The organism is Legionella bozemanae, from assembly GCF_001648595.1.
Lineage (GTDB): Bacteria > Pseudomonadota > Gammaproteobacteria > Legionellales > Legionellaceae > Legionella > Legionella bozemanae.
The window spans coordinates 16,315-36,232 of record NZ_KV441807.1 but is presented as its reverse complement, the minus strand read 5'-3'; the positions used below and the strand labels follow the sequence as shown (position 1 = coordinate 36,232).

Here is a 19,918-nt window from a genome sequence, read left to right as displayed (position 1 = left end):
ATTGCATTAAAAACTGATGTCGCAATTTGAATATCTTGCACGGCTAGACCGTTAAATCGGCGATTCTGTATCATATAATAAAAAGCCGAGAATAATCCATATAACATAAAAACCAACCAATATGATTAATAAAGAAAAGTGGGATAAATTAACCGATTTCATGGTTCAACTTCATATTAGGGATGATGATCTTATCGAAAAATTTATCGTAGGTAGTGGTAAAGGAGGTCAGAAACTACATAAAACCGCCTCGACAGTTTATTTGAAACATATACCTTCTGGTTTGGAAATAAAATGTCAGGAATCCAGAAGTCGTGAAGACAATCGGTATTTTGCAAGAATACGGCTTTGTGAAAAATTACATGCAATCGTGAGTGAGGAGAAAACAAAAGAACAGCAAAAAATTGAAAAATTAAAACGACAAAAGAAAAGACGATCAAGACGTGCTAAGCAGAAAATTTTGGAAGAAAAATCCAGACAAAGCGAGATAAAGGTACTTAGAAAAAAAACTATATCCTATGAATAACCATTTTCATACCTCCCTGCTTCAAAATTCAGGCATCAATGCCTCAAACCTAAAATTAGCAAAACTACTTGGGGCAACAATCGGACATTCAATGATCCATTTGGGTATTACCTACTTTTGATACCACTCAACAAAAAGTTTTATCTCGAGATGAGTTTGGCATAGGTGCTGATTTTGCATCCGCCTCAGCTACCAGAACAAAAGACTGGCACAGTTTAGATGTCTTATCAAACAGAACATTTAAACCATGACGTGCAATGCCCATACATTAAGTTCGTCTATATTGGATGAACTGGATGCACAGTAACTCTTTTGTTTTTCAGCTGCTCTGTAGGAAATATTTTGCTAATATATACAAATAAACCATTTTTTATACAAAAATGATTCTATTCATTTTGGAGAAAATCAATGACTAAAAAGGTACCAAAAAATTTTGGAAAATCGATGGACTGGACTGTAACTACCGATAAAAAACAAATAAATTCACTGAATAAAAATACCCGAACAATTGCCCGGCAGTTGGACAAGAATCCATTACCCGAGAAAGAGCAATTAAATCCAGAGAAAAAACAATAACATACACGTTTATTTATCAATAAAAAATAAAACTTGCATATTTTTTATAAAAATTTATCATAACTAATACGCTGTTTTATTGAAAAAGGATTTTATAGATGATGTTATTTAGACGATTTGCTACTTCTTCTCTCCCTAAAACGATTAAGCACGCTCCTGCTACTAACCGTTTTTTCAGAGATATAAATTGGTCAATAGCCAGAAAAAATGAGACTGGATCAGAATTAAATAAATCCGTTAAAACGATTGTGAAAGAGCTTGAAAATACCTCATCAGCGGATGCCCAAGGGCCTGCTCCAAGATTTAAATAATATTCGTTGCAAAGCTGAGACAGGATTCCTCCCTGGAATCCTTTTTATATTATTTAGATGCTTGCAGTGAATTTTGAGATGTTAAACGCTCTAATACTTCAAAATGCTCAGGAGCACCAGATTTTAAATCCTCAAAATCTGCTTCAGCTTGCACCTCAAGTGCACCATCCTGAACAGTAGCGACAATATTTTTCTCAAGATTATTAATTGAAGTTGAAGTAACTCCTTGTCGAACAAATGCAATTTTAGCCGCTCCGAATTTACTTGGGTCAATTACTCTTGCCAAACCTGCCGCAATCGAAATATCTGCACCTTTAAAAAGTTCATCTGCAGACGTTGCTTTGCTATTGAGTTGGCTTTGATTAATGAAATCTACATATTGCAAGAGATTGATCACATAGATTGTATTAGTCTCACAATCTACTACTACAGCAGGCTTATTATCTTCTGTCTTCTCTGAATCTTTTTCTTTACTGAATTTTTTCACAATCGCCAATTCATTATTTACCACGCTAATAATCACCTTTTTAGATTGGTTTTCTTGAATGACTAATGGAAAACGTTCACTAACACTGCGGTAAGAATGCAATACATATTCAGGTGGAGTAATAAAATCATTATTTGAAATACCCCTTTGAATCACGCCATCAACTGCATTTTCAGGTTTTCTTGTCGAAACAGTTATTAAATAAGTGCCATCCTTTTTTAATCCAATATCAAGCCACTTAGGCCATATGTTGCACATCTCTTTGAATACATTAGGCACTCGTTTATGTTGATCCATACGGCGTATTAAGAACTCACCACTCATATTGTAAGTCACTACTGCTTCGTCATGCGTCAATGTACCAATATGTTTTTTATGAGTTCCCTTCACACATTCATCTTCATAATAGATTGTTCGTTTTCTATCAACAGTCAGAAGAGCCAGCTCATCTAATGAATATCCGGTTTGCCGTTGTAATTGCAAAGCAAAACTCTCTGTTGTAATGGATTTACCACTACCAGGTCCCCCTGCCATCAAAACAGTGAAACGATCAGGATAACTTTTAGGTGCTTCTTCTTGGACACCAATAAATGTATTCGCCTCCATTGCTGAAACTAAAGGTAACGATTCATATTTAGCTTGTTTAAGAAGAGTTTCGATGACACGTTCTGAAAGAGTATATATTCGCTTATCTACGTCACCTTTTAGTAATTCATCTGCTAAGTGAGTCATAGCTAATTCACTTAGTATAGAGTCGGATCCATCAATTACTCCTTTTTCTTTCCGTTTTAAAAGTTCTGCTTTAAATTTATTAAAATGCGTATGAACATGAAGATGCTCCTGTTTGCTTGGATCCTGAAGCGCATCATATACCCAACTCAAATATTTCTGTCGTTGAGACAACATACTTACTTGCGGAATCACTGGTAAAATATGTTGCATGTGAAAATTACGGACAAAAGCTCCAAAATCATTATTTTGAGCAGGAGTTTTTAATAATAAAGGAATTAAAGCTCCGGTTATTTGTAAAGAACGGCGAGACGTTTCAAACAGAATTAAATCACCAACAGATTGACCATTGTGACCTTTATAACGTCCAAAAGCCTTTTGCTTCCACCATAATTCCTCTTTTTTGAGCACTGAATTTTTTAATGCAGTAAATTCAACAGAAGAATCTTTAAACACCTCTGGAAATGACTCTTTCCCTGATTCAAGAACTGACTCAATATCACAAGATCCTGCATTGAACTCTTTCCAATTGTATTGAGAATAAAAACGAACAATATGTGTATTGCCGCCTACAGAGATGGTTCTATTGGTTGACCGAAGGGTACCACTTCTTGCATACCTAACTGTTCTACTCCACATCGTTTAATTTCCTAATTTTAACGTCTTACAAAAATTTGGACTATATTTTACACAAAACATATTAACCAAATATTAAGCACGAAGATAATTTATAGCTCATTTACAGAACAATAGTACCAATTTTGAACAGAAGATAGTTTTTTTGACTATTTGCCAATGTGAGGAGCTCGTAGGGTGATAACAAATTGGAGCTCATTGAACATTTCGTTAGAAAATAAAAAAGGACAGTCAATACTGGGAATTTAGAACATGATCTTTGAGGAAGTTACCATTTTATTTTATAGAATTCCCCCTCAACCAACTGCTCGGAAGGTTTATCAATTTTCCTTGAAATTTCTTGATGCTTAATTAATAACCTAAGATTCTCATCAAGAAATGGCTTCTTTTTATCCAAACCTTCTTTTTCACCCTGCTTGCCAAGTAACTCTTTAAGCTTACTATCATAAGCCTCTTTTAATACGGATAATACCTGTTCATGAGCCTTCATTTCATCTGATTTCCCTTTAAAGAAAGTTAAACCTGACTGTGCTGAAAAATCCTTAGGTGTACGAATATCATTCGCTTTAATTTTTATATATAAATCATTCAATTGCGCCATTGCAATTAAAGGATCATCACTCAATCTTTTCATCAATCCTTTTTTAAAGGTTTTAGGGTGCTTTAAAATAGTGTCAGAGCTAGATTTCTGAAGAAATTTAGCAGCTGAAGAAACATTGGTATGAGCTCCCTCTTTCATCAATTTTACGCATAAATGACAGTAATTTTTCGATAAAGCGATATCTAATATTGTTTTTTTATTCACGTCCTTTGTATTTAAATCTACTTTTTCTTTTATCAAAAAATCACTTAAATTCATAAAGTTAATTTCATCTTCTTTTCCGAGATGCTTAGAAACAATTGAGGTAGCAAGCGCATGATGGAATGGATTTCTTCCCAAAGAATTTGTTTTGTGAAGCAAAGTGCGCTCTCTAGACATAAGCTCATGCATCACAGAAAGAGGGCACTTACCTATAGCAACATGTAAAATGTTATTTCCGTCATTCTCTCGAAAATCAACCTTTGCCCCCATGTTTAATAAAATTTGCATGCTTTTGTAATCTTGTAATGTAATCGTGGAACATAGAGGAGGACGCCCATGTTGATTTGGTTTATCAAGCAATTCTTTGTTTTTTTCAGCAATTATCTTTATCAAAGCCTCCCTAGGCTCTGGGCCTGTAAAAAAAACATAATGCATAGCAGTGTGTCCAAACCCATCGGTTAAACTTATATCAGCACCTTTTTTTAATAAATACCTTACTAAATTTATATTTCCACTACCAATAGCTAACATTAATGGAGTTGCCTTATTTTTAGTTAATGGAGTATTAATATCCATTCCTGCCTGCAAAAACTTTCCGACGAGGCTTCTGCTCCCAAAACCAATAGCAAGTCTCAAAACTTCTGGATTAAAAAGAAGCTTTTCATTCTTATTAATAATTTTTTTAAATGTTTCAATATCTTTTCGAGCCGATACTATTTCTAAAAGCTCTTTACTAATATCAGCACCAGCATCTAACAATGTCCCGAATGTTTCTAATTTATGATTTTTATACGCTAAAGTTACAGGAGACACGCCTCTGTTATCGGGTTCATTGATCCGAACAAGACCGGTTGATATTAAGGCAGTTATGAGCTCAGGGCTTCCATGCTCAGCAGCATAATGAAACGCTGTTTTTCCCTGATTGTCTTTAACATTTAATAGCTTAAGCCCATCATCCTGTTGTGATAAAGCTTTTAATATTTTCTCCATTATTTGCATATTTCCGGTTTCCGCAGCATAATGAAGAACTGTTTTGCCATCGTAATCTAGAATTGATAAATCTGCCTTTTGCGCAATAAGTTCATCAACCATTGCCATATTGCACATCATAACAGCTAAATGCATAGGGGTTTTGCCCACATAAAGTGGAGGAGCACCTTGCTCTATACGTTTATTAATCTGAGACTCATTCATGGATACAAATTCTTTTATATCACTAGAATCACTAAGATAAACTGCCCTTCGATGAAGCGGATATAGAGCAATTAATGAGGCGAGACAATCTTTGGCATTCCTTTGAAGGGTTTCATGATCTAAATATAAAAGATCCTCCTCACGGATCTTTGTATAAGCGGGGCTATCTAGCATTTTCATAAACCCTTCTCTATCTTCCAGGCTTGAATGGTACCCATATAAAGAAATATCCTTTTTTTTGCTTTTTTCAATAATCTCTACGGTATTAAAAATTGCTTCCTTAATAACAACGACTAGTTCATCGGCACTATATAAATCAAAAACATTAGGCTCATAAAATGTTGCAGGCGGTAACCCTTGTTGCATTAAAAGAATATTCAATAAATTATTCACAAAAGTTCTGCCATTAGCATCCCTAAAAGAGTGTAATACTTCATAATATCGAATGTGCTTGGCAATCACTCGAAGTTTTTCATCAATTGTATGAGCAGCTTTAATTTCTTTGTTATAAGATCGTGTGATTGCTTCCAGGAACATATCAACATTTTTTTGTGCTGCAAGATAAAAATGAGTCGTATTGCTATGCCCATCTGCACTCATGTCTTGATATATTTTTTTAGCAAGTTCAGGTATTTGTTCAGGGGTCAAATCTTTAAAATAGTTTTTATCGAACTTTGGGTAACCAAGCGGTCCAATTTTCCCAGGTCCGAACTCTGCTGCGCCTTCTAAAAGAAAAAATAAGCCTAGAAACTCCTCAATACCTTTGATTGATGCGCGGCTTGCGGGAATACCAAATGACACAGGCTCATCATCTCCCCTGCTTTCACCTGGATTTTTATCCTGTAACTCCTCTACCTTCCTTCCACATTTTTTATGTATGTCCTTTATTAAATCACCACTTAATTCAAAATCCTCTCCTTTCTTATCAACTTGTAAGGCAATTGAACATAAACTTTCTAAAGCAGCGTTGATAGAACCTCGTTCTCTCGACTCATAACCATGCCAACCATTTTCTTTTGACCAAAAGCGTCCATCAACAAATAATCTCCATATTTCTTCAGGTGGATAGGCTTTTAGAAAAAATAGCCCAGGTAGATTTGCCATAAAATACTCAAAAAAAAAAAGCAAATATATATTAATAATAGATCAAATTGGATTTAATAATGGCAATTAATTATGATTTTATACCAAATCATTTGAGGTATAAGATCTTCAAAAAATTGAAAAAATTTCTTTGAAATCCAAATAAAATGAACCTTTTTCGTGGAACAGTAATTTAAAAACCAAATATGGGCAAAAATTCTGTTAAAATAGCAGCTGGTTATCCGACCTTCATGGCATAAGAAAACCACCCGTTTTGATTTTTATAGAAGTAATACAATGAGAGATAGAATCGTCACAAGCAAAAAAGTTATTTTTTCACAAGCCATTGCAAAAGACCTAACCAATGACTTAGAAAATTTTTTATCAGCACGATTTTATTCAGTGAATCAAAGTCATAACTGCGCTATTGTTATTGGTTCAAGCCTCGCTCATCAAGATCAAGATATGGAACAGGATATGATACTTGATAGTTCTGGAGCATTAGTCACTACAGATAAAGTTGGCACGATTAATGGTGCACGAGTTGCAGTCACTGATGGCTTGGGCGGAGGAGCTGGCGATCAACAAGAAGATGAAATGATACATAAAGTATCTCAAGCGAGTTGTGAAGAGTTTTTGGATTGTGACGAAAATATAGATGCAACACTCGACTTAATTAGCCAAGTAACTGCTTCAAAAAAAAATATTAATGGAAGTAGTAAGTATGATGCCCATGCATCCATAGCAGCTTTTATCTATAAACACAAACAAGGAGAACGATATTCTGGTGAATTTGCAAATATCGGCGATGGATTAATTGTTGTGTTAGATAAACACTATAAAATAAAAAACACCCTTTGCGCTCGTCATGTCTATCGAGGATTTAGTACATGGACCCCATCATCAGTACAAACCCTCGCATCGGCTGCCAATAGAGATAATGTACTTGTCAGACAAACACTCGAACTTGCTGAAGGTGATATTATCGTTTCAATGACAGATGGAATCTGGGGAGAATTAGCATCTAATTTGATGTCCCAAACAAAAGATCGCCGAGATATCGATATTGATCGAAAGTTATTTGAAAGGATTTTGGAGGGATTAAATGGTATTCCCTATCCCTCTTCATTCGATATAGCTCGAACTATTACAAATCAGGCTATATCTCAAAGTTTGCAGCGCAGGAAGACATTAGTAAAATTAATTCATGAACTAGAAGAACAGCACTTTCAAGAGAAATCGCTAAAAACGGTTAATGACGCATTAGCGTATTTTGTTAAAATAGGCCGTCATAAAACAGCAAAGACTTTAAAGGCGATTCTTTTTGAACAAGCCTTGAATGATGGAATCACTTATTTTGATAACATGGAAATCCCGCTTGATGTGGTGATGCATGATTTAAAAAGTCGTACAGTCGGTGATTGTTCGACAATCAATGTCACTCGAATCCCTTATCATTTAGATGAACTCATACGATGTTTTATAATGTATCCTGAGAAATGCCAAGTTTTATCACCACAATTTGAAGCAACGATCAAATCCGAAGCCGATTTAGAAGAGGCATTTAAGCGTCTTTCCCTTGAAGTAATACAATCTAAAGTTGAATCAAGACTTTTCCAAATACATTTTGAGCCGGCATTTAAAAAAGAAACTCTTGATAAAACCCAGACAGTATTAACCCATTTTTTCCGCATAACGACTCACTTGGACAGTAAAAAGAGCTATCAAAAATGGCTCACTAATTTAAGTGCTTATATAACCCACGAATCGTCACTGGAAAGAGAGGATATTAAATTATTATTATCCATGTTAGAGAACAAAATTAAGCCTAAAAAAGGATTTTTTCAGACATTACTGGGAGAAAATCAAAGCAAATTATATAAAGCATTTCATAAACAAATCGAGTTACAATTTTTAGATAATAATGAAAGAACCTGTGGCCTTACATCACATTGATGTATTGAATACGTGCAGTATTTATACGACTATATATACTCAATCACTCTTTATTGGAAATAAATTAAATTGCCGCGCTAGCAAGATCTACGTGGGCTATACTTTGCTCATATGTCAAATCATTTAAAGAAAAACATTTTATTGCCTCGAAAAATAATTCATATTGATATTGATATGGATTGTTTTTATGCTGCCATTGAAATCAGACATACCCCCCTCATTAAATAATAAACCGGCCTGCTTGGAATTGGTGTTCATTTTGACCATCCTGCAACTGAGACGAGTTATTATCAACCACCCCTATTTGAAATCGAGGAGTAAAATAGTTTTTAAGTTGCTAGGGTCTGTTTAGCTCAAATTATTTTAGATTGAGATGGAAGTCTTCGACCTCATCACGAGGAGAAAATCCATCTCTATATTTAAAATGTTCACAAATATGGGTAACAATAATATACGTTGATTGTTTGCTTTTTTTTAAAATCCAAGTATGGCTTAAATCCGCGATCAGTTGTTGACTGTAGGCGGCAGGAGATTGCCAAATTTTTGCATACCAGGCCCCTTTAGTACTCAGCGTAATATGATCGCGTTGAGTTTCGCTTTTAATAAGTTCGCATTCAAACTTTTGATCGAAATAAATTAACTTACCTATTTGATGATCAGCAAAGCCAGCAATGCCTTTAAAAACTATATCACTACCACGCAGAGTAATAATTAAATTTTCTGGATCAACTATCGGTAAAAAATCTGATATGGGTGCTCGTGATGCATTTAAATGATTAAATTGTTCAACAACTTTTAACGCCTCTTTTTCATTATGTGTGATTTTATTCATAAATTAGTCGACTCGTTTCGTATGATCGCTTGAGTACAGCACCAGCATAAATTTTTAACTTCCCATCAAAATTTTAAAATGTGCAGTCGATTTCAGAGCTACGGGCCTCAACTTTGACCTCTATGAGCATCTAAACATAAAATGTTATCAGTATCAATAAACGAACTTTTGCACTCTTGCAAAAATTCTTTAGACCGTTTTTTCCTTTTTTTTCAACATATTATTATATAGGAAGAAAACCCCGAATTAAGACATGTCTCAATCGGGCTACCACTATTTTCATATGGCACAGTGAAATTATTTTTGCAAAGTGCAAATGCTTAATTGATGATGCGTTACATCTTATTTGCGATATCTAAAATCATATAAGCACCCGCCGTAGACAATGATTTATGTAATAAGCGACAGTTAAATCCTTTAAAAAAAGCACTAATGCCATGATCTCTATAAATTCCCGATGCAATTTCCCTGATTGTTGGCTTAAGTTGATCAGTACAAGCCTGTTGTCGGCTCTTTATCACGTCAAGCGGAGTCGTTGCAAAAACAACAGGGACTGAAGCAGCGGTTGCCCACAGAATCGTTGATAAAAAAGTTTGTTTTTCCCGTTTGGTTTTAATTGCATGATACGTCATGAATAAATAGAGCCAACTAGGAAATGCTTTTCCAAGGGTCGCCGTACTGCCAACAAAAAAGCCAGGAAATCCTCTTTGTTGATAAATAGTTTGCATTGCTTGAACAGGTTTTATAGGCTTATCCTGGCTTGCTATAGTTCTCATTTGTACTGTTTTAATATTCTCAAGCGGGCTGAGCACTAAAGTATCAAAAGTAGCCGCAGCTGTTGCTTTGAAGAAACTGCCGAGCGCCAGAGGAAACTGGTATTTATCAATCTCTTTTGGCATAGATGTAATCAACAAAGGTCTGTATATTATTTTACTTTGTTGACGAATAATACACGACATAAGTCCTGTAGATAAATGGTTGAAATTCGCACCTATGAATTGTTTTGTGACAGAATAAGAACTTCGGTAAAGATTTGTTTGAATTGCAACCTTAAGTCTTTCTGCCGGATGTCCTATTAATGTGGTGAGCCCTGTATAACTGACACTAAAAGCATAAGCATCCCAAAGCGTCTTTTTCTCTTTTTTTTCTTGCCCCATAAATACACCCTTTTTCATAATAAAAATAAAACGCGCGATACTACCATAGTGCTCGTTTTTAAGACACAAAGTTTTTTTATCGAAAAATAATTGGAATTGAATGCTGTTGTTCATGGAAAGAAAACAAGGCAGTTTTGACTTGGAAACAATATAAATCGTCCATTGGATTTTATTGTCTTCTTTCATAACTTAAACAATTAAAATGTAGCAAATTTGAATGTCATTAATTAGTATGTGTCTCTTGCCTTAAAATAAAAATGAATTAGAAAAGCTGCGCTGTATTACATAAAAATGAGTATGATGACGTAAGTTGCTTATGTATCAATGAAACCCCTCATCCCCATTTTAAATAGCATTTCTTATGTTGAATTTATTATTACTAAAGGGAACATTAGAGTGAAAATGAATCAATTCCAATTAGCAAGCATTTTATTTTTAATGATGAGCCAGGTCTTTGCAGGTAATCCCGTTCTTCATTTTTTGGATAAACCTTTCCCAACAAAGATTTCTACATTAGGAGGAAGTGCCACTTCTACATATATTTTTACCAATAATCTTCCTTTCGCTTTTAAAAAACCATTTCAGGTATTCCCAATACTGTGCCCAACTCCTAATCAAGAATGCACTGCTACTGGAGTAGACTTTCAATATAACGATCAATGTACAGGGAAAAAGCTGCAGCCTAAAGAAAGCTGTACTTATAGTATTACCTTAACTCCTGGTAATATTGGCCGAAAAACGATTTTAGTGGCTTATAGTGGATATGACAACAACGTAGTTCACGTTCAACCTGCGTTAACAACAGTTGCAACAACAGCCCCGGCAGGTATTTTAGGTACAACCAATTTTCCTTCAGCCCAACCTTTGCCCCGTCAAACATTTGCCAATACAAACTACACGGTAGCTTTTACGTTTACAAATTATGATGCATCAACAGTAAGTTTTACACAAAATATCACGCAAAATAATAATCCGCTCCATCCCAATTTCACAATCACGAGCAACAGCTGCGTTCCAACGGGAACAACTGGAACATTAGCAAGCGGCGCTCAATGTAGTATTGTCGGCAGATTCAATTCACCTGCTAATGGCACAGTTACCCTCGCAGCTGAATTGCTTGGCAATCTAAGTTCCAATAAGCTCATTACATCCACCACAATACAATCCGTTTCCTTCGATCAATTGATCGGTGTTGATTATAATCCTAATCATTATACCAATAACTATCCATTCAATTTTCATGATGTTTTCTATACGGGTACACTTAATAATTCTACTGCGACTAATGTTTATGCAGAACTTCAACAATTGCAGGACGCTGGTTTTACAACAGTTCGCTCCTATCAAACCGAACCATACAGTTGGATAGATATTATTAAGCAAGCCAACGCTTTGGGAATGAAAGTTATTTATGAGGCAGTGATTCCTCAACAACTCAATGACAACATGTATCCTGGATGTCCCTTAGGTACTCAAGATTATATTCCCTGTGCCCAAGCTACATTAACTGCAGTGATTCAAGCAGTTACTCCCACTGTATTTAATAAGACCGTCATACTTGTTTTTGCAGGGCATGAAAATTATTGTAATGCAGGTAATATGACTTCTCCATGCACGGGTACTTCAAATGTTACTTATTTAACGAGTGCGGTATCTGCTTTAAAAGCCACACTCACTGCACAAGGTTTGACAACTCCGGTAAGCTCTGCTGTCCTTAGTGGCAGTTTCGTCACCCCAAGCCCTGCAATCTCTGCCGATATGCAAACATTAATTAACTCGTATTCTTCTACGGCCCCCTTAGCCTTTGATCCTTATCCCTTTCAATTTGGTGTAGCCCCAGCAACAGCAGCAGTATGGACACCTCCGTTAAGCTCAATAGTACAACAACCTAATTCACTCACATGGGATTACATCAAAGTGGTAGGCTCAACAACCCCGCTCGCTTTACCCGTGGCGAACCAACAACCCTTTTATACACCTGGACGAGTTCTACTGGCAGCAGAAACAGGTTGGGCAACAGCGGGGACTACTACAGGATATGCATGTAATTCTCCTGGCCCATGCGCACCATCCGTGGAAAATGCTACGGCTTATTTCCAAACTCTTTATCAATTGAATACAAATAATTTTATAAAGACATCAGGATATAAGATAGGCGCCCTTGCCTTTGAAGCTTATGACGAACCCACAAAACCAGGTCCTACGGCAGAACAGCATTATGGTCTTTTTAACTCCAATTGTGTTCAAAAAAGCGCGGGAGTAGTCCCCAACAATACGAAGGTATCTGCAACGGGATGCCAAGGGTTTACCAATGGTACACTGTTAACTCTATTTGGTACGACTCCTCCGACCCACCCATCATTTAAGGTGCAAATTACTTATCCATCGGGACAACATCCAACCATTAATGTGACGATACCTGCAAATTCTGGAATAGCTCCTAATATAAGTACGATAACACCATGGCCACAATTTTTAATTTATCAAGGCGCCAAGATTACTGTTTCCTCGACCACCAGTACTCAATCCTGCACAACTACAGCCACAGCAGTTACCGCATCTCCTTCTTCAATTACTTTCGGACCGGTGACTTGCACTAATCCTCCTCCTAGCAACATGGGATGCTTTGGTCTGGGATGCCAATTATCTAATCCTTTTTAAATTGGATCTTTGAACTACGATGATTACATTTTAGTCTGATAAATGTTGGGCCTTCGGCCCAACTAAGCTATTGGAATAATCTAATTTCCTCATATTTTTTTAAGTATCTTAAGTTACACATGCGATGAAAGCCTTCAGTTATCCAATTATATTTGCCCACGTAAATATTTCCTTAATGTTCAGAAGTTATAATTTGCATTAATTTATCGAGCATCAAAAGACCAATTAATTATCATATTGATCTAAAGCTTGACAAAATAAGACTTAATTATGTAAGATAATGCACACATTGACCAACAAAACAACATAAGCGAGATATATACTATGGAGTCAAAATTTTTTAACAACAAATCTATTCCTAAACCCAGCCAAGAAGCTTTTCATATATTAATCAACTCTTCAGATTTAGAAGAAATTGAATCTATTTTATTTCACTTTAAGCAATTGGTTGATATTAACAAAAGTGTACTCACCTCTCACGCACGTCAAGATTCAAAAATAGCAGACAATCAAGAATTTATCGAAAATATGGAAAAACGCTTTCAGAAACTTCAAGATGCTGTAAGCAGTGGGAAGCCCTATCAATCTTTATTTGGTGATGTGTGTGCGTTAAAAGAGGATCTGCAGGTGATTTTAGGATATTATCAATCTCAGATTAATCAAAAACAGCCCATTGCAAGAAGCTATCTTAGACAAGCTCAAAGTAAACATAGTGAGGTCGGAATCTTGGCCGCTGGAATTGTATCTCAAGAAAAATCTTTACTTGATGCAGATGACTCAAACCTTTTAGCCAAGTACACCATTAATTTTAGTGCTGCCGATATCATGCAGAAAGATATCAAAATGATTGGCGACATCGTTATGAAACCCTACTTAGCTGATCACAGCAATGAATCCGGTTTTTCCTATACCTAGTACTATTTTAGTAAAAAGTACCAAAATATCTTGGTACTTTTTGCTCCAGTTACCTACTCTATTATATAAGTATCAAAAAATATTCGACATGATTATTGATACATTGCTCACGCAAAAGAGTAAGGTGTATTAAATGTATAAAAAAAACTTAAGATTTCTTCTATGTGTGCCTCTTCTTTTTTCTTTGCAATGTGTCAATGCCAACTCAGAAGTCATAAAACAAAGAATTGATAATACAGTCGTTGTTTTTATGCAGAAAAACAATATCCCTGGATTAGCATTAGCTGTACTCAAAGATGGCGAGCCACTCCTTATAAAAGGATATGGTTATGCCAATATTGAAACAAAAGACCCTGTAGATGCACAAACCCTATTTGGTATTGGCTCAGTGTCTAAAGTCATCACTGCTTTTGCACTTATGACCTTAGTACAAGAAGGAAAAGTAAACTTAAATAATTCTGTCTTGGACTATGTACCCAAAGCACCAGAACAATGGCAGAATGTAACAATTCAACAATTACTTTCACACTCTAGTGGTATTCCTCAGCATCATGGACCACATCGCCCATGGATTAAAGTATGGAACGACTTAGCTAAAAGACCCATGCAGTTTCCACCGGGATCAGCAATTACTTATAATAATTTTGCCTATGCCGTATTGGGGCGTGTCATTGAAAATGTGAGCAATCAAACATTAGGTGATTATTTATCACACACCATTTTTGACCCTTTGGAGATGAACCACACAGGTTTCCCTAATTCACTCTTTCCTCCAAATCTGGCAACAGGATATCAATTGAAAGAAGGTAAAATTACTCCTAACCCAAATCAAAATCCATGGCGTCAAATGTGGGGTTCAGGTGGAATCGTATCGAATATTAGTGATATGGCAAAATGGGATAATGCCATGTCTACCGGGAAAATATTAACACCAGCAACCTATCGTCAAATGTGGGCACCAGTCTTTTTAAAAAATGGAGCACTTGCAGGTCAAAAAAATTGGGCGTGGTCTTTAGGATGGCAAGTTTCCTCTATTAATGGTAAGCGCCTTGCTTTCAAAAACGGTGCTATAAGGGGCTACAGCAGTTGGATAGAACGTCATATTGATGATCATGTGAGTATTATTATACTTACGAATACGAACCATGTCCCATTAAAACGATTGGCAAAGCGTATTTTCAATCAAGTCATTAATACCCAATAAAAATTAGTATCGTAAAACAGTGATTTTCTAACATTAAGTAGTGCAAACTACTAATAAAAAGCCTGTTTAATGCCCAAATGAAACATCTTCTCCATAATTATTAATAACTGAAATATATATTTACTTGTTGAATAAAAAAATTACGAAGTTACAATAACCTTTTTTGTTTACGAGTAACAATTATGGGATTTTACTTTAATACATTCAGACAACAACAAGGCGATATCGCTTATAACGAGCAAAGATATGAAGAAGCACTTATGCATTACTCGGAAGCGCTAAAAACTCTTTATTTGCATGCCGCTTCTAAAAGCACTCGATACACTGATTTTTATGATGCTTTGGTTTATGTACTTTCTGAAAATATAATAACCAAACTTCAGCTCATCCGTCGTGAAGCTCAAGACGGGCACTTCAACGCCATTGCAAACTATTGGCAAGAAATCCCCAGTTTGCTGCATGAAATGGAAATTACGCACAAAGAGCATCTTGCAGGGAAGAAACACTCCATTAGTAATGAAGAACAAGTGATTAAAAAAACTAATGAGTTGCTTGCTGCCGTTTGTGAAGAAGTAAGTGATGCGATAGTCGATCAAATGGAAGCAGAGGAAGATAGCACAGAAATAAGTCTTACGCTTCCACAAGCGATTGACTGGATGAATCGAGCAATTAACTTTCAGATGAAAACAAAAGACTGCCCTAAGCTCTCAAGCAGTCTAGGCTATTTAAATTTACTTGAACGCCACTATAAAGAGACAAACGATGAAAACATCCTTACAGTAATGTCTGAATACATAAACAAACACAAACTTCGGGAGGCGACAATTCAATCTCCCTTGCGGAAGCTGGAACTACTAAGCTATGTTACAAGACTCACTCTTTTTAATGATGAGGATATTAGTGAACTTGTTCATGAATGTAAAAGACTCTCTGCCTTGCTTTCTGATGAGGAAAGAGAAAATCCAATTTTAGAAGATCTGCAAAATTTAGTTCAGCTAATCTCTCATGAAGAAAGTCAGCTAGAAGATATGGAAAAAACAGAAGAAACTTATGCCACTTCAGATATGGAAGAAAACGAGGATAATTCCATAGCTGTTGTATCAGAAGAATCTGATTTAAGTTCTAACCATCCTGTTACTCCGATGGACTTGCAAAACTCGGGCTCTGAAATCGTCCCACCTCCTACACTTGCTCCTCCTTCAGTAAGTGTCTTTCAAACCTCGACCCAAACAATGGTACAAAGCATCAGCCTATCCTTTAGTAATCAAGGATTTGGTGCAACGCCACAAGGTTTTTTTAGCACTGCATTACAATCACAGGCATCAGAAGACATGCTCCCTTATAGTAGAGCCTTTCAATCCAGTCTGGAAAAAATAACGACTGATTCCTCCAATCCAAAATTTTTGGCGAATTTACTCTCTCTTATCGCAGATTTCTTCGGTAAATATAGAGCGGATGGAGTTCAAAAACAAAATGCGATTGTATTAACTTTCGATCTATATCAACAAGTACTTAAAATAGATCCCGGACATAATAGAGCAGCTATAAAAGTGAAGGAGCTATACATTCAACATCAAAAACTGATTGGACCCTATAAGCATTTTAGTCATGGATATCAAAGCCCTCTATCAGTTGCCCCTAAAATCTCAGAAGCAAAAAATTGTTTTAATCAGGCGCTTGAAGAATTAACGATTCAGTTAGAAAGTTTCTTAATGAATAAGCCAAATAAAATCGAAAAGACAATAAACGACTTAATCGACTTTATTGGTCAAAAATTAAGCGTTATTACGAGTACCCCAAGTTCTGAAATAAGAGCAACACTTACTCAAACATTTCAGGAGGTACTTCGCAATGCAGAGGCTCCTAACAATCCCCCCTCAGTTTTTTAGCACTCAAAATTTGGGGCTCGCTTTAATATAACGTATGGCTGTAGGTCTTTTATTTTTGCCGACCTGTTTTGCGCGGCATAAATAAATGACAGCAGCCTTCATTATGGGGCCGGTATAATTCAACCCAACAACTTCTTGGCCACTGAAAGAAAAGTTACTTTATAAGAAATTCTTCCAATCTGACTTAAAATACATCATCTCCAACCAAAGCCCCTCTTGCCATTCTTTACAATTTTGTTATACAAATTAACAATTGTGAAATAATACCAATGTTTATTCTTACATATGTAATACAACAATTGGCCATCCACTTAAAAAGGAGTGTTTATGTTAATTAGATTGATGCTTGGAGTACGTCAGTTTCAAAATGAATCATTTAAACAAATGGAGGAAGACTTTAAGAAATTAAGTGCAGCGCAAAATCCTGAAATTTTATTCATTACTTGCTCTGATTCACGCTTATTACCAAATCTTTTAACCCAAACAAAACCGGGTGATTTATTCGTCATTCGTAATGTGGGAAATATCATTCCTCCTTCACATATTCCTTCAAGTGAAGCAGCAGGGCTCATGTTTGCCCTAAGCGAACTTCATAGTATAAAAGACATTATTATTTGCGGTCATTCTCATTGTGGTGCTATGAAAGGTTTATTAACCCCCAATCTCCATGAACATCTGCCTGAAGTCGCCTCATGGCTTACTCATTCACATTCTGTCTTAAAACAAGTGAACGACTCGAAAGAGCTTCACTCAGATAATTTCACTTTAAAAGTAAGACAAGCGACTAAGTTAAACATTTTGGCACAGATGGAACATTTAAAAACATATCCACTAATTGCGGAAAAATTGGCACGCAAAGAACTCTCAATCCATGGATGGTTCTATGAGTTTGAAACAGGTGAAGTATTTGTTTATGAACCTCAATATCATGAATTTTTTCCCTTCGAAAAAGCATTAACTTTTGCTCTTTCCACCAGACGGGATAAAATTATTGAGCAAGTAGCGATGCAGCATTTGGAATTGTTAACCCATCCTCGGACAGCGAAGGAATATAGAGAATTAATGCAGTTATTTTCACTTCTTGAAAATGATTTACTTCCCATCTGGCATGCAATAAAAAAAGAAGTCACACAAAAATTGTGGGAAGAATTAGGCGGTTTATATTCCAGCATCGATGATGCCCAATTTAGTAATATGCTGGAACAGGGCTGTCAGTTAAAGTTAATGAATTTAAAAGATTTTCAAAAAAATGTTGCAGAGTCAGAAGGTTATCAAGAGCATATTAAAAAAATAATGCGTCATTCATTCTTTACAATGCCAACTCCTAAATCAATTCCAGAAGTACTCCATAATTTAAGTTTTACTTATTAAAAAACAAGACCAGAACGCTGGTCTTTATAAATTTTGATCCGGCTTGAAATAAAGATAACTATCTATTTAATTTACAAAATAAAATTTTTGGGCTACATAATAGTAACAAAGGGATTTTAATGTGAGTATTTATGAAAAAATGGACTGGTTTCCTCATAGCTTTAGTAGTGCTTATCCTTGTGGCTTACTTTGCTATTGGCTTCTCAATCGAGAATACCCTAAGTAAAAATATAAATTCAATTCCTAAAACCTCTTCATTTAGTGTTCATCTAGGAAACTACCACCGAGGCTGGTTTTCATCTCAAGCGAATTTAACATTTAAGATGCATATCCCGGCACAAAATATAACAGATAAAAATGGTGTTACCAAAACTGAACCACCAGCTGATTTTGATGTAGACATCCCTATTTATATCAAACATGGGCCTTTTATAGCGACAGATCATGGTATACGTTTTGGAATAGGTCTTGTCACAACCCAACCTGAAACTCATTATGAAGCGTTTATTAATTATTTGAATAAAACCATTTTTAGATACACACTTCCTTCTTTCGCCGTAGAAGGCAAAATTGGACAAAATGAAGGGGACTTCAAGTTAAATTGGCGGGGCTTATCCTCTTTGCTCTGTGTTTCTTCGAATCTTGATAATATTGATGGTAACTTAAGATTATTGGGAGTCAAAGGAGCCGCCAATAATCCCTCCAATATAAAGAATAATCTTGCCTTCGATATTGGTGAAATCACCTATGATTATAAATTTAAACGACATCAAGACTGGTTATGGATTGGACAATCTCGTTTTGATATTCCTTCTATTGCAATCAATCTGGCGAGTGAAAAAGTATTCGAACTGGGAGAATTTGATTTATCGGTCGGTTCTAATATTCATGATAGTGTAATGGACATTGATTTTAAACTGTCATTACAAAAGCTATTTACGGATAACCAAAATTATGGACCAGGCATTTTACATTTGAGTTTTAGAAATCTGGATCCGGTCATTGCAGCGAAAATCAATCAACAAGAATTCAATTTGATTCAAAATAATAGTGACCCCAATTTGGTGACGCTTGCATTTGCAACTGAATTACCCAAACTCCTTGCCAAAGGGGCGGTATTAGAACTTTCGGAAATGACTTTGAACGTACCGGATGGGAAAATTATAGGTAATTTGAAAATGTCACTGCCCAAAAGCGAAGGCGATGACTTGTCTCAGATGATGCAAAAGATGTCTGGCGAAGGTCACTTTAAAGCACCGATAACAACTGTAAAAGCACTTGTTACCGCATCAATTAAGAATAATCTCGCCGACAATACTCAAACCACTCCAGATGCTCAGGTAACATCGCCTGGCTCAGCAAGTCCGGAACAAATCTTTACTAATCCGGATAATCAAGCTGCAACCCAAGCGGAAAAAATGTTACACGATTTAGTCAATAAAGGACTTTTAAAGATTGAAGGGAATGATTATGTCCTTACTTTCAAATTAGAAAACCAAAAGATTTTTGTGAATGGACAACCCTTTAATCCCGATATGTTGAAGTAATTTGGGGTAGGTACAAAAAAGCCCATAATTTGATATGGGCTT

14 protein-coding genes are annotated in these 19,918 nt (G+C 35.8%); 10 read left to right on the top strand and 4 right to left on the bottom strand.

The window, feature by feature from the left end:
* Window positions 1-121: 121 nt before the first annotated feature.
* The 3 genes from A8O27_RS00125 (at window position 122) to A8O27_RS00120 (ending at window position 1,413) form a co-directional block, all read left to right on the top strand.
* Window positions 122-526 carry a peptide chain release factor family protein gene (locus A8O27_RS00125; protein WP_058459537.1) on the top strand — a complete coding sequence of 135 codons (405 nt, stop codon included), beginning with the start codon at window positions 122-124 and terminating at the stop codon, window positions 524-526.
* A 408-nt stretch (window positions 527-934) separates the two neighbouring features.
* Window positions 935-1,102 (top strand): hypothetical protein, encoded by a 168-nt coding sequence (locus tag A8O27_RS18965; RefSeq protein ID WP_165483283.1) that lies wholly within the window; start codon window positions 935-937, stop codon window positions 1,100-1,102.
* A gap of 98 nt (window positions 1,103-1,200) precedes the next feature.
* Window positions 1,201-1,413 (top strand): hypothetical protein, encoded by a 213-nt coding sequence (locus A8O27_RS00120; protein WP_058459538.1) that lies wholly within the window; start codon window positions 1,201-1,203, stop codon window positions 1,411-1,413.
* A 49-nt stretch (window positions 1,414-1,462) separates the two neighbouring features.
* Here the strand turns inward: A8O27_RS00120 and A8O27_RS00115 are convergent, their stop codons facing one another.
* Window positions 1,463-3,268, bottom strand: a complete 1,806-nt coding sequence (locus tag A8O27_RS00115; RefSeq protein WP_058459539.1) for a hypothetical protein — start codon at window positions 3,266-3,268, stop codon at window positions 1,463-1,465.
* Between the two features lie 265 nt (window positions 3,269-3,533).
* Entirely contained in the window at window positions 3,534-6,389 is a 2,856-nt protein-coding gene (gene ankX / locus A8O27_RS00110; RefSeq protein ID WP_276330985.1) for a Dot/Icm T4SS effector AnkN/AnkX/LegA8, read from the bottom strand.
* A gap of 252 nt (window positions 6,390-6,641) precedes the next feature.
* Between ankX and A8O27_RS00105 the strand changes: the two genes are divergently transcribed.
* Window positions 6,642-8,300 (top strand): hypothetical protein, encoded by a 1,659-nt coding sequence (locus A8O27_RS00105; RefSeq protein ID WP_058459541.1) that lies wholly within the window; start codon window positions 6,642-6,644, stop codon window positions 8,298-8,300.
* A gap of 358 nt (window positions 8,301-8,658) precedes the next feature.
* Here the strand turns inward: A8O27_RS00105 and A8O27_RS00100 are convergent, their stop codons facing one another.
* Both A8O27_RS00100 and A8O27_RS00095 read right to left on the bottom strand, forming a co-directional pair.
* Window positions 8,659-9,132 carry a hypothetical protein gene (locus A8O27_RS00100; RefSeq protein WP_058459542.1) on the bottom strand — a complete coding sequence of 158 codons (474 nt, stop codon included), beginning with the start codon at window positions 9,130-9,132 and terminating at the stop codon, window positions 8,659-8,661.
* 335 nt (window positions 9,133-9,467) lie between these two features.
* Entirely contained in the window at window positions 9,468-10,475 is a 1,008-nt protein-coding gene (locus A8O27_RS00095; protein WP_235810523.1) for an MC/SLC25 family protein, read from the bottom strand.
* A gap of 216 nt (window positions 10,476-10,691) precedes the next feature.
* On the opposite strand from A8O27_RS00095, the gene A8O27_RS00090 reads away from it, so the two are divergent.
* The 6 genes from A8O27_RS00090 (at window position 10,692) to A8O27_RS00065 (ending at window position 19,876) form a co-directional block, all read left to right on the top strand.
* A complete protein-coding gene (locus A8O27_RS00090; RefSeq protein WP_058459968.1) occupies window positions 10,692-12,950 on the top strand; it encodes a glycosyl hydrolase family 17 protein in 2,259 nt (752 codons plus the stop codon).
* Window positions 12,951-13,274: 324 nt separating this feature from the next.
* On the top strand, window positions 13,275-13,865 hold the full coding sequence (locus A8O27_RS00085) for a hypothetical protein (RefSeq protein ID WP_058459543.1): 591 nt from the start codon (window positions 13,275-13,277) through the stop codon (window positions 13,863-13,865).
* Between the two features lie 133 nt (window positions 13,866-13,998).
* Complete coding sequence (locus A8O27_RS00080) at window positions 13,999-15,069, top strand: serine hydrolase domain-containing protein (RefSeq protein ID WP_058459544.1); 1,071 nt, start codon at window positions 13,999-14,001, stop codon at window positions 15,067-15,069.
* Window positions 15,070-15,251: 182 nt separating this feature from the next.
* The gene (locus tag A8O27_RS00075; protein WP_058459545.1) at window positions 15,252-16,958 is read left to right on the top strand and encodes a hypothetical protein; all 1,707 of its coding nucleotides are present in this window, start codon (window positions 15,252-15,254) and stop codon (window positions 16,956-16,958) included.
* A gap of 327 nt (window positions 16,959-17,285) precedes the next feature.
* Complete coding sequence (locus tag A8O27_RS00070; RefSeq protein ID WP_058459546.1) at window positions 17,286-18,329, top strand: carbonic anhydrase; 1,044 nt, start codon at window positions 17,286-17,288, stop codon at window positions 18,327-18,329.
* A gap of 131 nt (window positions 18,330-18,460) precedes the next feature.
* The gene (locus A8O27_RS00065; RefSeq protein ID WP_058459547.1) at window positions 18,461-19,876 is read left to right on the top strand and encodes a YdgA family protein; all 1,416 of its coding nucleotides are present in this window, start codon (window positions 18,461-18,463) and stop codon (window positions 19,874-19,876) included.
* Window positions 19,877-19,918 lie beyond the last annotated feature (42 nt).